Source organism: Gordonia sp. LMA167 (assembly GCF_058130025.1).
The window spans coordinates 52,809-66,559 of the sequence record NZ_CM176708.1 but is presented as its reverse complement, the minus strand read 5'-3'; the positions used below and the strand labels follow the sequence as shown (position 1 = coordinate 66,559).

At 67.5% G+C, this 13,751-nt stretch carries 11 protein-coding genes; 4 read left to right on the top strand and 7 right to left on the bottom strand.

Going from position 1 to position 13,751, the window contains the following annotated elements:
• Nucleotides 1–40 precede the first annotated feature (40 nt).
• Together ACVT6V_RS00310 and ACVT6V_RS00305 are read right to left on the bottom strand one after the other, a co-directional pair.
• Nucleotides 41–2,176: an acyltransferase family protein gene (locus ACVT6V_RS00310; protein ID WP_489897843.1), complete on the bottom strand. Its 2,136-nt coding sequence runs from the start codon at nucleotides 2,174–2,176 to the stop codon at nucleotides 41–43.
• A gap of 148 nt (nucleotides 2,177–2,324) precedes the next feature.
• The gene (locus ACVT6V_RS00305; RefSeq protein ID WP_489897842.1) at nucleotides 2,325–2,660 is read right to left on the bottom strand and encodes a hypothetical protein; all 336 of its coding nucleotides are present in this window, start codon (nucleotides 2,658–2,660) and stop codon (nucleotides 2,325–2,327) included.
• 358 nt (nucleotides 2,661–3,018) lie between these two features.
• Between ACVT6V_RS00305 and ACVT6V_RS00300 the strand changes: the two genes are divergently transcribed.
• Nucleotides 3,019–3,471, top strand: coding sequence for an anti-sigma factor (locus ACVT6V_RS00300; protein ID WP_489897841.1), 453 nt, complete (start codon nucleotides 3,019–3,021; stop codon nucleotides 3,469–3,471).
• 3 nt (nucleotides 3,472–3,474) lie between these two features.
• Here ACVT6V_RS00300 and ACVT6V_RS00295 read toward each other — a convergent pair whose 3' ends face one another.
• Nucleotides 3,475–3,891, bottom strand: a complete 417-nt coding sequence (locus tag ACVT6V_RS00295; protein WP_489897840.1) for an STAS domain-containing protein — start codon at nucleotides 3,889–3,891, stop codon at nucleotides 3,475–3,477.
• Nucleotides 3,892–4,236: 345 nt separating this feature from the next.
• Between ACVT6V_RS00295 and ACVT6V_RS00290 the strand changes: the two genes are divergently transcribed.
• On the top strand, nucleotides 4,237–4,968 hold the full coding sequence (locus tag ACVT6V_RS00290; protein WP_489901072.1) for a SigB/SigF/SigG family RNA polymerase sigma factor: 732 nt from the start codon (nucleotides 4,237–4,239) through the stop codon (nucleotides 4,966–4,968).
• Nucleotides 4,969–5,032: 64 nt separating this feature from the next.
• Here ACVT6V_RS00290 and ACVT6V_RS00285 read toward each other — a convergent pair whose 3' ends face one another.
• Complete coding sequence (locus ACVT6V_RS00285; protein ID WP_489897839.1) at nucleotides 5,033–5,974, bottom strand: oxidoreductase; 942 nt, start codon at nucleotides 5,972–5,974, stop codon at nucleotides 5,033–5,035.
• A gap of 85 nt (nucleotides 5,975–6,059) precedes the next feature.
• On the bottom strand, nucleotides 6,060–6,893 hold the full coding sequence (locus tag ACVT6V_RS00280) for a helix-turn-helix transcriptional regulator (RefSeq protein ID WP_489897838.1): 834 nt from the start codon (nucleotides 6,891–6,893) through the stop codon (nucleotides 6,060–6,062).
• Between the two features lie 144 nt (nucleotides 6,894–7,037).
• On the opposite strand from ACVT6V_RS00280, the gene ACVT6V_RS00275 reads away from it, so the two are divergent.
• Entirely contained in the window at nucleotides 7,038–7,784 is a 747-nt protein-coding gene (locus ACVT6V_RS00275) for an SDR family oxidoreductase (protein WP_489897837.1), read from the top strand.
• On the opposite strand, the gene ACVT6V_RS00270 is transcribed toward ACVT6V_RS00275, so the two are convergent.
• On the bottom strand, nucleotides 7,772–9,562 hold the full coding sequence (locus ACVT6V_RS00270; RefSeq protein WP_489897836.1) for a glycoside hydrolase family 15 protein: 1,791 nt from the start codon (nucleotides 9,560–9,562) through the stop codon (nucleotides 7,772–7,774). The genes ACVT6V_RS00275 and ACVT6V_RS00270 overlap by 13 nt on opposite strands.
• Before the next feature lie 78 nt (nucleotides 9,563–9,640).
• Between ACVT6V_RS00270 and ACVT6V_RS00265 the strand changes: the two genes are divergently transcribed.
• Nucleotides 9,641–11,005, top strand: a complete 1,365-nt coding sequence (locus ACVT6V_RS00265; protein WP_489897835.1) for a glucose-6-phosphate dehydrogenase — start codon at nucleotides 9,641–9,643, stop codon at nucleotides 11,003–11,005.
• Nucleotides 11,006–11,867: 862 nt separating this feature from the next.
• On the opposite strand, the gene ACVT6V_RS00260 is transcribed toward ACVT6V_RS00265, so the two are convergent.
• Nucleotides 11,868–13,466 carry a hypothetical protein gene (locus tag ACVT6V_RS00260; RefSeq protein WP_489897834.1) on the bottom strand — a complete coding sequence of 533 codons (1,599 nt, stop codon included), beginning with the start codon at nucleotides 13,464–13,466 and terminating at the stop codon, nucleotides 11,868–11,870.
• Nucleotides 13,467–13,751: the final 285 nt, after the last annotated feature.

The following is a 13,751-nucleotide window of genomic DNA, read 5'->3' as shown; positions in this document are numbered from 1 at the left end:
CGGCCGAGAGAGCCGTTTCAGCACGCGGATGTGACCGATTTCACCACCAATGCAGCGACGTCGCCAGATCGGCCTCGACCGCCGGGATGAGGCTGCGCACGAAGGTCGCGGAAAGGTGGTGGTAGTCGTGCCAGACCAGGATGTTCCCGACCACGGCCGGACAGTACGTCGGATCGCACATGGCGTCGGTGTAGTCGAGGAAGTTCATGTTGGGGAACTCCGGCGCGATCGCCGTCGCCGGATCGGCCGGAGCGAGGGCCACCTCGCGGGACACCCCGCAGACGTCCGGCTTGCGGCCCTCGGCCAGGCACTCGGGTGGTTTCAGCTTGCCGTGCGCCCACGGGTTGTCGCGGACGGCGACCACCCGCTGACCACGGTCCCGGAACTGGGCGAAGATGTCCTTGTAGTCCTGTGGGACGAAGTCTCCGCGCGAACCCTTGCCCTCGACCGGTCGGGTGGAGTTGGTGAACACCACGTCGGGTTTGTCCACGGCCAGCCGGTCCATGACACGACTGGACCAGTCGTTGCACTGGTAGTACTTCTGCCCGAACCAGATGAACACGTGACTGGTGGTCAGCGCGCACCCCACCTTGAGATAGGTGGTGACCTTGAAGCCGTGGCGTTTGCCGATGTCGTCGAGCGCGGTGATCCAGTATTCGGCGTGGGAGCCGCCCACCAGCGCCACGGTGCGTGTGGCGTTCGGGTCGCCGTAGACACCGACCTTGATCGACGGGTCCTTCCACCCACTGATCATCGAGTCGTACGACGTGATCGGCCAATCCTTGTCGACGACCTCCGGGCTCGGTTGCGGCTCGACCTTCGGGACCGCCGCACCGTCGAGGAACGCGCGGGCACCGGGGTAGAGGCGCGGATCCAGGTTGGCGGTGTTGACCGTCGCGTTGGCCGCATTGCGCTGCCAGATCACCGCGGTGCTCCCGAACACGATCGTCGAGATCAGGATGAGCGCGAGCAACGTGCGAGAGTACCGTCGGCTCACGGCGGAGCCGCGGCCGCCGCGGAGCGGATTCTCGATGAAACGCGTGGTCGCCCACGCCAGCACGCCGGACACCACGAGAATGGCGGTGCCCTCGAACCAGTTGACGTCGTCCTCGTACCGCCAGGCCATGTAGAAGACGAGCAGCGGCCAGTGCCACAGGTAGAGCGCGTAGGCGATCGATCCGAGCCAGACGAGCCGCCGATGGGCGAGCCAGCGGCTCACCTCGGCCGGGCCGCCACCGGGAACGTCGGAGACCGCGGCGGACCCGATCCAGATCAGCAGGAGCGTTGCCCCGACCGGCACGAGGGCCATCGCCCCCGGATACTGCTGGACCCCGGAGATCCACCAGCCGCACGTGATGATGAGCGCCAGTGCCGCGACGCCGAGTGCGTTGCGCATCCATGGCCGCAGGGCCAGGCGCGGCATCCACACCGCCAGCAGGCCGCCGGCCAGCGGCTCCCACAGGCGCGCGATCGTGTCGTAGTAGTTGAAGGGTTGGTTGATCCCGTGCCGGTGGTTCGCCCACGCGAACGACACCAGTGCGACGGCGAGGAGTGCGACGCCGACGACGCTGCGGATCACCGCCGGGTTGGTGAGAACCGCGAACCGGCGCGACAGGGCACGCAACACCCCGCCCAAAGCCAGTGCGCACACCAGGGTCAGCATGAAGAACTGCCCCTGCATCGACATCGACCACAGATGCTGCATCGGGCTGATGGCCGAATCCGCGGAGGCGTAGTCCTGCGAGTCGAACGCCAGGTGCCAGTTCTGGTAGTACAGCGCGCTCGCCTGGATCTCCGAGCCGAGCGGGCCCCACCGCGTCTTCGGCATCACCAGGGCGATCATCACGGTGATGAAGGCCAGCACCACCAGCAGCGCGGGCAGCAACCGCCGGACCAGGCGCCACAGCCGCGGCCACGGGTTGACCGCCGCATCCCACGACACCGACGACGGCTGTGTCGCCACGACATGTTTGAGCAGGGATGCGACGAAGAAGTAGCCCGACAGGGTGAGGAAGACGTCGACGCCGCCGGACACACGGCCGAACCAGACGTGGAAGACGGCGACGAGGGCGATCGCGATCCCGCGCAGGCCGTCGAGGTCCAACCGATACCCCGAGGTGTTGCCTGTCGCGGCATCCTCATTGGGGGTGGTGGTGGGGGTTACGGCCGTGCTCACACGCAGGGATGGTACTTGGCCCGCGCCTCGTTTCCCGCCACCGAGCGCCGTGCGGCGTCGAGAATCACAGCGGGTGGCCCCGCCGGAGGTGGCCAGGCGACCTCACACGCCCGCGGTCGTGCGCCGGTTGGAGACGGGTGGCGACCGGTCACCGCTGTGGGTCGTGGCGTCTCCGCCGGCGGGTCCACGAGAGGAGTGCGCGATATCTGCGGAGATGTTCGGCGCGCGATCGGGAGAGGCGCCGCGCGGCACCCACCAGCGCGGCCGCGCACAATGCCGTCGCGGCCGCCGCCACGGCCCACCGACTCGCGGAGGAATCGTCGGCGACGGCCAGAGCGATGAGCACGACGCCGGCGGTCAACGCCAGGTACCCGGCCCAGGTGACCGCGGTGATGAACCTCGCCGACCTCGTGCTGCGGCGCAACCGCCCCGCCAGGAGGCGGTATCGCGGATGCGCTCGGCGGCCGGCTCGGGCAGCGGTCATCGGGAATCCTGCCGCGTCGCTGGTCTCAATGCCGCCTCCGAGTGCCCATCTGTGACGAGAGGGTTCCCGAGCACACCTGATTCAAACTCGACTCGGACGTGCCTCCGCTCGCGGCGGCGGGTACGAGTCGGCACGATCTGCTCGTCGGCGTCTGCGCTCTGCGCCGAAACCGTCTGTGACCCAGGAACCCTTCTGGCGACAGAGATGGTCGCGATGCCCCACGCCCAGGCCGGTGTACTCGGGGCCGACAGCTGCACCCGCTGCCGGGGACTGACGTACCGTGCACGTGCACGTTTCGGAGTGTTCACGCGGGGGTAAGCGGGTGGATGAATCGAAACCCCCAACCCGAGGAGACGCAGTGGCCGACAACCGCGGCACCACCGACGAACGGGCGGTGATCGAGGAATTGATGCGCACCGCCGATGCGCCGGTGACGCTGTCCGTGGTTGCCCGAGCCGATCGCCTGCAGATCGTCCGATCCGTCGTGGAACGAACGATGTTCGTCGACGACTGGACCATCGACGACGTCGCCGACGTCACGTTGGGTGTCGATGAGATCTGCTCGGAACTGATCGCGGCCTCCGCGCCCGATCGATTCATCGCTTTCCAGCTGGCGACCGGGTCGGACGGACTCGCCGGCAGCGTGACCGCCATCGTCGATCACGGCGTCGAACTCGACGGCTCTGGCTTCGGGTGGCGAGTCGTGGAGACCGTGACGGACGCTCAATCGGTCGGATACGCGGACGTCGGTGACCACCGCGAGGTCACGGTCGCGTTCGCCAAGCGACGAAAGCCGGGAACAGTGCCGTGATCGTCACCGCTTCCTGAGTAGCGTGCCGAGGGCGGCTCCGGCGTCATCGACGGTGTCGTAGAGAGCCGGTGTCGTCTCCAGTCGGCATACCTCGATCGGGCGGGAGACCGCTCGGCTGCCCACCACCGCCACCGAGACGTGTGCTCTGGCGGCATCGGTGCAGAAGCGGGACAGTTCGGACAGCCCGGAGGCGCTGAGAAAGTTGACCTGCGAGAGATCGAGTACCAGGCATTCGGGACGCTGGGCCAGGACCCGGTCGAGCGCGGCGGCGAAATCGGCGACCGTCTGAAGGTCGATGTCGCCCGAAAAGCGTTGAACGCAAAACGATGTGGTCGCGGTGAGGGCTCGGGCGGAGTGGCGGGCCCCAGCTGACTTGCCGGCCGCCGTCGAGTGGAACGAAATGTCGGTGTTCAGTGTCATATGCGTGCCTCTACTCCGAGAAGGGTCGAGTGCGCAGAGACATGCTGGCGCTGTGGGCGCGGGCTGGTCAGTCTCGGACGCGTGCAGCTGCTGACTGAACCGCCTCTTCCACCGTACGGTGCGCCACCACGGTCTACAAGTGGAGTTCGGCAGAACCGGGTTTGACAGCGCGTTTGCCCGGGTAGTGCCTACTGTCGCGTATATCGGCCGCGCACAGCGGCAGTGAACCCGGAAGCGGGAAGGGAAGGGGACCTGTTGTCGATTCCGCCCGTGCGACGGGGGCCCGCCGGTCCGACGCGAGCCCGCGACGACGAGTACGCGGACGTGGTGGTGCTGTTACGACAGATGCACGCGGAGCCCGACATCGATCGCAGATCGCGGTACCGTGACGATGCCGTCCGACGATGTCTACCGTTGGCCGAACATGTGGCACGCCGATTCCGCGATCGCGGCGAGTCGTTCGACGACCTGCTCCAGGTGGCCCGGCTCGGGGTCGTCAACGCGGTCGACCGCTTCGATGCCGAACGCGGAACCGACTTCCTCGCCTTCGCCGTACCGACCGTGATGGGTGAGGTTCGGCGGCACTTTCGCGACAGCACCTGGTCGATGCGGGTGCCCCGTCGCGCCAAGGAGACGTCGCTACGGATCAACTCGGCGGCCGACGAACTGGTCCAACGACTGGGTCGGTCGCCGCGGCCGTCCGAACTCGCCGAGTACCTCGCGCTGCCGGTCGCCGAGGTCATCGACGGACTGATGGCCCGGTCGGCCTACAACGCGTCGTCCCTCGACGCGGAGACCGATGATGACGACGTGCGCTCACTGCGGGATCGGCTGGGCGAGGACGACGATCGTATCCGTCAGGTGGACGAGTTCGTGACCCTGCGTCCGGCGTTGGAACGCCTTCCCGAACGCGAACGTCGGATCCTGTCGTTGCGATTCTTCCAGGACATGTCGCAGAGTGAGATCTCCAGGGAGATCGGCATCTCGCAGATGCATGTGTCCCGGCTGCTGTCGCGGACACTGGCGCAACTGCGGGCGGATCTGGGCGCCGATCCCGATGAGCCGCAACCTGATTGATCGGGAGTTCCCAAGCAACGGGTGAGCGCTCAAGCCGATCCCCGCGCCCGGCCGCGGTTCGGGGTCAGTCGAGGAACGAGTAAGCCACACCGGTGAGTTCTTCCGCGGTCTGCCAGAGACGAGCGCCCAAGTCGGGCTCCATGACACGGGGGCTCGGCACGACCGGGACCGGTGGTCCGCTGAATTGCATTGGGCCGGAAGGTCCGAAGTACTGACCACCGAGAACGCCGAGATCGGTTGCGGCGCGCAGCGATGGCAACGCACCCTCGGGGCCTTCCATGATGAAGGTACGGCGAATCCAGTGTAAGGAGCCGGTGGTGAAGAGCCAGTTGAGAACTCGACCCGAATCACGCATCACTCCCGAGTGGGTGGCACCTGGGTGTGCCGCCACGGATATCGGAGTCGTGCGACCGGCTGCCGAAAGCCGCCGCTGTAGTTCGACCGCGAAGACGAGTTGTGCGAACTTCGCCCGCGAGTAGGCGCGCGAAGTGCTGAAGGATCGTGTCATCGTCAGATCGTCGAAGTCGACGGTCCCGGCCCGATGCGCATTGCTCCCGACCGTCACGATCCGCGCCGAGGACGCGGCGAGCAAGGGCTCGAAAAGTAGGCCCGTCAACGCGAAGTGACCGAGGAAACTTGTCCCGAAGTCCATTTCGAATCCGTCGACGGTGAGCTGGCGTCGGCCCGCCATCACGCCGGCGTTGTTGACCAAGACCTCGACCGTCGGGCATTCGGTGGCGATCTCGGCGGCGGCTTTGCGCACCGACGCGAGATCGGACAGGTCGAGCGTGACGATGTCGACCTGTCCGTCGGGCACGGAGGCCATGATGTCGGCTCGCGCCGCCGCGGCCGCGGCCGGATTGCGGCATGCCATGATCACCCGGGCACCCAGCCGGGCCAGATGACGGGTCGTCTCCAGCCCGATGCCGGAATTCGCGCCCGTGACCACCGCGGTCTTTCCGTCCATCCGCGGTGCTTCGCCCGCAGACCACCCACTCTTCGCCATCCCTCGCCCTTCGTGAGACTCGACCCAGAGTGCCACAGGCGGTGAGCGCACCTGCACGATGGAGTGCGGGTCGCGGGTGGGACGGTCAGGCGGTCACCGCACTCAACAGGGCCAGCTTCTCGTGGCTCTCGGTGCCCGGCGTCGCGGTGTAGACGAGCAGGCACTGGATGCCGTCGGGGTCCAGGAGTGTCTGGCAGTAGACCTCGATCAGGCCCAATTCGGGGTGCAGCAGACGCTTGCGGGTGTCGGTCAGGCTGGTGGAGACGTCGTGGTGCCGCCAGAGCTCGGCGAACTCCGTGCTCTCGGCCAAGAGAGCATCCGCGATCTCGGCGGAGTGCGATGTGGGGCCCTCGCGGGTCACCGACGCGCGTAGCCGCGCGGTGTGCGCGCGGGCGTGGTGGTCGTGGTCCTCGGTGGGGAACCGCTGACGGGTGACCGGATCGGTGAACCAGCGATAGGCGATGCTGCGTGGCAGGCCGGTGAAGTGGGTCTCGTCGCCGACGAGCGCCACCGCGGGCGCCGTCTGCAGCAGCGTTTCGCCTGCGCTGTTCACGACCATCGCCGGAGTGTCGGCGAGTCGATCGACGATGCGCATCATCCCCGGCCCGACGTGATCGGAGAGGCCTCGGCGCCCCGGGGCATTGTGACCGGCGAGCCGGAACAGGTGATCGCGTTCGTCGAGCGACAGGTGCAGTCCGCGAGCGAGCGCGGTCAGCATCTGCTCCGACGGCTGCGGTCCACGCTGCTGTTCGAGTCGGCTGTAGTAGTCGGTCGACATCCCCACCAGCATCGCGACCTCCTCGCGACGCAGGCCGCGGGTGCGTCGGCGTGTCCCCGGCGGCAATCCCACGTCGGCGGGCTGCAGCGCCTCACGCCGACTACGCAGGAACTCGGCCAGTCCGGCCCGGTCGATCGCCATCCGTCCACTCTGGCCCATCGCCGTGGAGTGATCCAGGGATCGCCGGTCCTTGGATCACGGCTGCCTTGTTACCGGTCGACGGCAGCGGTGGAGTGGAGGGTGCGAGAACGTCCACCGGACTGCCGACCACAGGAGAGACACCCCATGCGAATCAGCGGAAACACCATCTTCATCCCCGGCGCGACCTCCGGAATCGGGCTCGGGCTGGCCCTCCGTCTACACGACGCGGGGAACCGCGTGATCGTCGGCGGGCGTCGCGTCGGCCTTCTCGATCAGATCGCGGCGCAACATCCCGGAATCGAGACGGTCCGCATCGACACGGCCGACGCCGACGACATCGTCCGGGTATCCGCCGACGTCCGGGCACGGTTTCCCGAGACCAACGTCCTGATCGCGATGGCCGGCATCATGCGAGGGGAGAACCTGCGCGATCCGGGCTTTCTGGAGATCGCGGTCACCGAGGTGGAGACCAACATCCTCGGGCCCCTGCGTCTGGTGGCCGCGTTCACCGAATTCCTTGCCGCGCAGCCGGACGCGACCATCATGACGGTGTCGTCCGGGCTGGCGTTCACCCCGATGGCCGGAACCCCCACCTACAGTGCGACCAAGGCCGCGATCCACTCCTTCACCGACAGCCTGCGACTGCAGTTGGCGGACACGTCCGTCGATGTGCTCGAACTCGTGCCGCCGGCGGTGCAGACCGACCTCATGCCGGGACAGGCCGACGCAGAGTGGGCCATGCCGCTCGACGCGTTCCTCGATGAGGTGATGCAGCTCTTGCCGACGGCTACCGGCGAGATCCTCGTCGAGCGGGTGAAGCCGTTGCGGTACTCCGAGATCGAGGGCAGCCGCAACGACCTGATGGCCGCCCTCGCCCATCAGGTGGCGTGACGGTGCGGGAGCCGACCGGCCAAGGCGTCGGCCGCCCGGACGAGCGCCAGGTGTGAGAGTGCCTGCGGGGTGTTGCCTGCCTGGCGACGGGCGCCGACGTCGTACTCCTCGGAGATCAGGCCGACATCGTTGGCGGTCGCGCACGCGGACTTCATCAGGGCGACCGCATCGTCGCGGCGTCCGCTCATCGCATACTGCGTGACCAGCCAGAAGGTGCATGCCATGAAGGGGTGCTCGCCGCCGGCGAGCCCGTCCACGCCGCCATCGGTGTTGTAGCGCAGCACAAGCCCGCCACGCAGCAGTGTGCGTTCGATCTCCGCGACGGTCGCGAGCATGCGCGGATCATCGGATGCGCAGAACCCGACCTGCGGCAGTAACAGCAGCGAGGCGTCGACCTCGGTGGTGCCGTCGTATTGCACGAATCGCCCGGTCGCCGGATCGACACCGTTCTCGTCGATCTCGGCGCGCACCCGGTCCCGCAGTTCGCGCCAGTGGTCCGGTGAACCGTCCAGACCGTGCTCCTCGGTTGCCCGCACCCCCCGGTCGAAGGCTGCCCAGATCATCGCGCGCGAATGCGTGAACATCTTTGGCGCGCCGCGCATCTCCCAGATCCCGTTGTCGGGTCGTTCGAGATTGGCCTCGACCTGCTCGAGCAGCGCCTTCTGCAGCGACCACGACAGCGGCGTCTCCTCCAGTCCCGCCGCGCGTGCCGAGTCCAGACCCACCAGGACCTCGCCGAGGACGTCGCCCTGATACTGATCGACGGCGCCGTTGCCGATGCGGACCGGTGCGGCGCCCTGGTATCCGGGCAGGTTCGGCAACTCCCGCTCGGGTAGTTCACGTTCGCCGGCGATGCCGTACATGATCTGTGATTGATGGGTGTTGCCCGCGATGGCACGCATCAGCCACATCCGCCAGTGCTCCGCAACGCCGAGAAAGCCATGTCGGACCAGGGCTTCCAGCGTCAGCGACGCGTCGCGCAGCCACACGTAGCGGTAGTCCCAGTTGCGCGCACCGCCGAACTGTTCGGGCAGCGACGTCGTGGCCGCCGCGACGATCCCGCCGGTGTCCATGTGGCTCAGCGCGCGCAGGACGATCAGAGAGCGGACCACCTCGTCCTTGTGCGGGCCGGAATGATCGATACGGCCGGCCCAGGTGCTCCACCAGTCGTGGGTGCGCCGCAGTGCGCGGGTGACGTCAATCGGAGCGGGTTCGGGACGATAGGAGTGATACCAGGACAGCGTCAGATCCATCGTCACGGTCGGCTCGACGGTGAAGAACCCCCGGTGCACGCTGCCGTCGGCGTGGAGTTCGACGCCGCGCACGATGACTGCGTCCGGACCGGCGATGGCACGTAGCCCCGGCCCGGTGTCGTCGCCGACCTGCAGGACCCAGGGCAGGGCGCGGGCGTAGTCGAAGCGCAGCCTCAACTCGGTGACGAAGTCGACATACCCGGAGATCCCGACGACCCGGCGCACCAGGTCCACCTCTCCGCCGTCGATCGGCATGAACTCGTGCACTTCGGCGACACCCGTGGAGGTCTCCCACCGGGTGATCAGGATCAGGGTGTCGCCGTCGTAGCGACGGGACTCCCGAGCACTGTCCTCACGCGGTCGCAGCCCCCACCGTCCGTGCTTCTCGGTGCCCAGCAACGCTGCGAAGATCGATGCGGAGTCGTAGCGCGGTGCGCAGAACCAGTCGACGTCGCCGCGTCGTGACACCAGCGCGGTGGTGCGGCAGTCACCGACCATTGCGTAGTCCTCGATGTTGGTGTGCATCCCTCGATTCTCACCATTTCGTCGAGGGATTGTGCCGAGGATCTTCATATATGCCGGCCGGACGGGTTAGCGTCGGGCATGGCGCAGACCACGACTCTGTTCATCCTCGGTGCGATGGGCGACCTCACCTCCCGGTTGCTGCTCCCGGCGCTCGAACAACTCCTCTCACTGGAACCGGACCGTGACGTGCGGCTTGTCGGCGTCGGCCGACGCGAGGTCTCCGACGACGACTGGCGCCATCGGGTGCGCGAAGCGTTCGGTGACACATCCTCGGACACCGCCCGCAACGTCGCCGACACCACCGTGTTCGTGCAGGCCGACGTCACCACCGCAGACGGAATCCGTACCGTTCTCGACCAGGCGCACGGCCGTTCGGTCCTGTACTTCGCGGTGCCGCCCGCAGTGGCGCAGTCGGCGTGTGACGCGATGGCCGGGGTGGATCTCCCCGACGGTCTCATGCTGGCGTTGGAGAAGCCGTTCGGAACCGACGAGGCCAGCGCGCGTGCCTTCAACGAGACGCTCGCGGGTCTACTGCCGGAGAACCAGATCTTCCGGGTCGATCACTTTCTCGGCCAGTCGATCCTGTTGGACCTGTTCGGAGTCCGGTTCGCCAACCGCGTGTTCGAGCCGGTGTGGTCGGCCGAGCACATCGAATCGGTCGTGATCCGGTATGACGAGAGTCTCGGACTCGAGGGTCGCGCCGGCTATTACGACAAGGCGGGCGCCCTCACGGACATGTTGCAGAGCCATCTGCTGGAGCTGCTCTCGGTGGTCGCCATGGATCCGCCGGCGTCGTTGAGCGAGCGGGACCTCCGTGACGCAACCGCCGCGGCATTACGCGCCACCCGGGTGTGGGAGGGCGATCCGGTTCGGTCGTCGCGCCGAGCCCGATACACCTCGGGCGAGGTCGATGGGAGAACCCTGCCGTCCTATGTCGACGAGGACGGGGTCGATCCGTCCAACAACACCGAGACCCTTGCCGAGGCCACCTTCGAAGTGCAGACCGCGCGCTGGCAGGGTGTGCCGTTCACCCTGCGCTCCGGCAAGGCGCTGGACCCGGCACCGCGGGAGATCGCTCTCGCCTTCCGGCCGGTACGTCATCTGCCGGAACAGTTTCGGGGCCAGGCCGCCCCGAACGTGCTCTGTTTCGCGTTCGGTCCCGACACGATGTCGGTACGGCTCAACGTGCACGACGGCACCCACCCGTTCGACCTGAAGGCCGCCGATCTGTCCGCCGAGCTCGGCGACGGATCGCTGCGGGCCTACGCCGAGGTCCTGTCCGGGATCCTCGACGGCGACGCAACTCTCGCCGTTCGCGGTGACACCGCCGAACAGTGCTGGCACATCGTCGCCCCGATCATCGATGCGTGGAAGGCAGATCGTGTTCCGCTCGACACCTACCCGGCCGGTTCGCCCGGCCCGGCCAGGTGGCGACCACTGTGAAACGGTAAGGCTCTAAGCAGTTTTCGGCGGACGTCCCCCCGGTCCTGAGGTGCGCGTGTCGCCCCCCGCTCCCTGAGGAGCCCGCGAACGGAGTGAGCGTGCGTCACCCCCGCTCCCTGAGGAGCCCGCGAACGGAGTGAGCGTGCGTCACCCCCCCGCTCCCTGAGGAGCCCGCGAACGGAGTGAGCGTGCGTCCCCCCGCTCCCTGAGGAGCCCGCGAACGGAGTGAGCGTGCGTCCCCCCGCTCCCTGAGGAGCCCGCGAACGGAGTGAGCGTGCGTCACGAAGGGCCCTTCGTGACGCTCGCAAGCTCGCTCCTCAGGGATCGGGTGGGGCGCTCGCAGGCTCGCTCCTCAGAGACCGGGTGGAGCGCTGGCAAGCTCGCTCCTCAGGGATCGGGTGGAGCGCTGGCAAGCTCGCTCCTCAGGGGGCGGGTGGGTTGTTGCGCGCCTGCGTACGTTGCGGTTTCGCTTCCACCTGTTCCCTGAGTCCGCGAGTTCGCAGGCGTTGCCACACCGCTCCCTGAGGAGCCCGCGAACGGAGTGAGCGAGCGTCACCCCCGCTCCCTGAGGAGCCCGCGAACGGAGTGAGCGTGCGTCACGAAGGGCCCTTCGTGACGCTCGCAAGCTCGCTCCTCAGGGATCGGGTGGAGCGCTGGCAAGCTCGCTCCTCAGGGATCGGGTGGAGCGCTGGCAAGCTCGCTCCTCAGAGACCGGGTGGAGCGCTCGCAGGCTCGCTCCTCAGGGATCGGGTGGGGCGCTGGCAGGCTCAGGGACCGGGTGGGGCGCTCGCAAGCTCGCTCCTCAGGGGCCGGGTGGAGCGCTCGCGAACTCGCTCCCATGGGGCCGCGGGTGAGACTGTGACTACAGCAGGTAGACGGCCACCACGGTCGAGATGAGCAGGCCGGCCATGACCGGGACGAAACACTTGCGGGCCAGGGTGAGAACCGGTACCCGGGCGAACCCGGCCACGGCCACCAGGGACGACCATGCCACGAGTGTTCCGCCGCCCGACCAGATGTTGCCCATCTGGCCGATCGCGGCCAGGGTTGCCGGGTCCATGTCGACGCCCGGAGCGAGCGCACCCGCCAACGCGCCGGTCAGCGGCAGCCCGGAGAACCCGGAACCATCCAGACCCGCAACGATTCCCACGAGGAGGATGCCGAGGCCGGTGAAGATCGGGACGTGGGGCAGATGCGATTGCGCGGAGCTCACCAGATCGAACAGGAACGCCGGGCCGGTCACGTCCTCGGGCAGGCCGAGGATCTGTGCGGAGAAGTCCGAGTTGCCGATCAGGAAGAAGCCGGCGATCGGCAGGACGATGCCCATCGCCTTGAATGCGAAGACCAGACCGTCGACGAGGTGTTCGGCGGTGGTCTCGAGGAACTTCGTCGGCTCGTGCGCGGCGCACACCGCGAACAGGAGCAGCGCTGCGATGCCGCCGACCATGGCGGCTGCGTCGCCACCTTCCAGAGCAGGTACCACGCCGGTCTTGCCGAGGATGAGATAGACGATGAATCCCGCGTAGACGAGCGGGACCAGGACGGCGAAGATCTTGGCGGTCCGCGACGCGTCCGGTGCCGAGCCCGGCGACGACGGGTCCTCGGGATCGAGCACCGCGGTGCCGGTCGATCCGGTCGACCCCGAGGCGGGTACGTCCCCGCCCGCACCGGCTGCCACCGCTGCCGTCCCCGATCCGCCGCGCTGGGACACCGCAGTGCCGTCGCTCTCGGCCTGCTCACCGTGCAGTTCGGATTCGACGTCGGCCGCGCCACGGTCGGCCTCGGCCTCCCACTCCACCAGCAGTTCTGCCGACGGGGCCCGCCACGTCCGACGCTGCATGACCCACGTGATCACCATGGCCACCGCGCCGACGATGAGCGACAGCACCAGCGACTTGTCGGCGACACTGTCCACATCCGCGCCGGCTGCGGTCGCGGAGATCCCTGGGGCCACCTTCATCACGTAGTCCGAGGACAGCGCCATGCCCTGGCCCGCAATGGCGATCACCATGCCGACCGAGATCGGGGACAGCCCCGCCCGGATCGCGACCGGGATCAGCACGGCGCCCACCAGCGGCACCGCCGGCGTCGGCCAGAAGAACAGCGAGATGGTGTAGGTCACGATCGCCAGCACGATGAAGCTCGTTGTCGCGCTCCGCATCACCCGTCGGAACGGGGTGATCATGAGTCGATCCGCCCCCATCTGCCTCAGGCCGCCGAGCATGGCGGTCACCAGGGCGATGATGAGGAAGATGTTGAACAGTTCCTTGGCCGCGACGAGGCTGGCGTTGAAGATCGATGCGATGGCCGTGACGATGCTGTCGCTGAAGGCGAATGCGGTCAGAAAGGTCGCGATCACGGCCGGCACCACGATGTTCTTGCGCATCACCATCGTCGCGATGATGACGAGGATGCCGGCCAGGTAAACCCAATGGGCGGCGGTGAGATTGATGGACTGCACGGTGATTCCTTAGCGGGTGGGTGAACGGAAAGGGCTGTGCTGGTGAAACCATTCACCCGCCGTCACCGGGGGTCAACCGATACGATGCACACCTGCGGTGGCTGTTCGCTGTGCACGATGTCACGGATCGACAGTCTCGTGACCTTCTGTGTCGAGCCGGTAAATCATCAGAGACCGCGATGTTTCGTCACACCCCTACGCGCACTCTGCTGCCGTCAAAGATATGGGCAGGTTGTCCAAATTCGGAGCGATTTCATGTGCACTCTGGGGCATCCCGGATGTGCC

Excerpts from the sequence above, each read along its gene's own strand:
- ACVT6V_RS00280 (WP_489897838.1), bottom strand. The coding sequence starts at position 6,893 with ATGGCGATCGACCGGGCCGGACTGGCCGAGTTCCTGCGTAGTCGGCGT.
- ACVT6V_RS00265 (WP_489897835.1), top strand. The coding sequence starts at position 9,641 with ATGGCGCAGACCACGACTCTGTTCATCCTCGGTGCGATGGGCGACCTC.
- ACVT6V_RS00270 (WP_489897836.1), bottom strand. The coding sequence starts at position 9,562 with ATGCACACCAACATCGAGGACTACGCAATGGTCGGTGACTGCCGCACC.
- ACVT6V_RS00285 (WP_489897839.1), bottom strand. The coding sequence starts at position 5,974 with ATGGCGAAGAGTGGGTGGTCTGCGGGCGAAGCACCGCGGATGGACGGA.
- ACVT6V_RS00295 (WP_489897840.1), bottom strand. The coding sequence starts at position 3,891 with ATGACACTGAACACCGACATTTCGTTCCACTCGACGGCGGCCGGCAAG.
- ACVT6V_RS00305 (WP_489897842.1), bottom strand. The coding sequence starts at position 2,660 with ATGACCGCTGCCCGAGCCGGCCGCCGAGCGCATCCGCGATACCGCCTC.
- ACVT6V_RS00275 (WP_489897837.1), top strand. The coding sequence starts at position 7,038 with ATGCGAATCAGCGGAAACACCATCTTCATCCCCGGCGCGACCTCCGGA.
- ACVT6V_RS00290 (WP_489901072.1), top strand. The coding sequence starts at position 4,237 with ATGCACGCGGAGCCCGACATCGATCGCAGATCGCGGTACCGTGACGAT.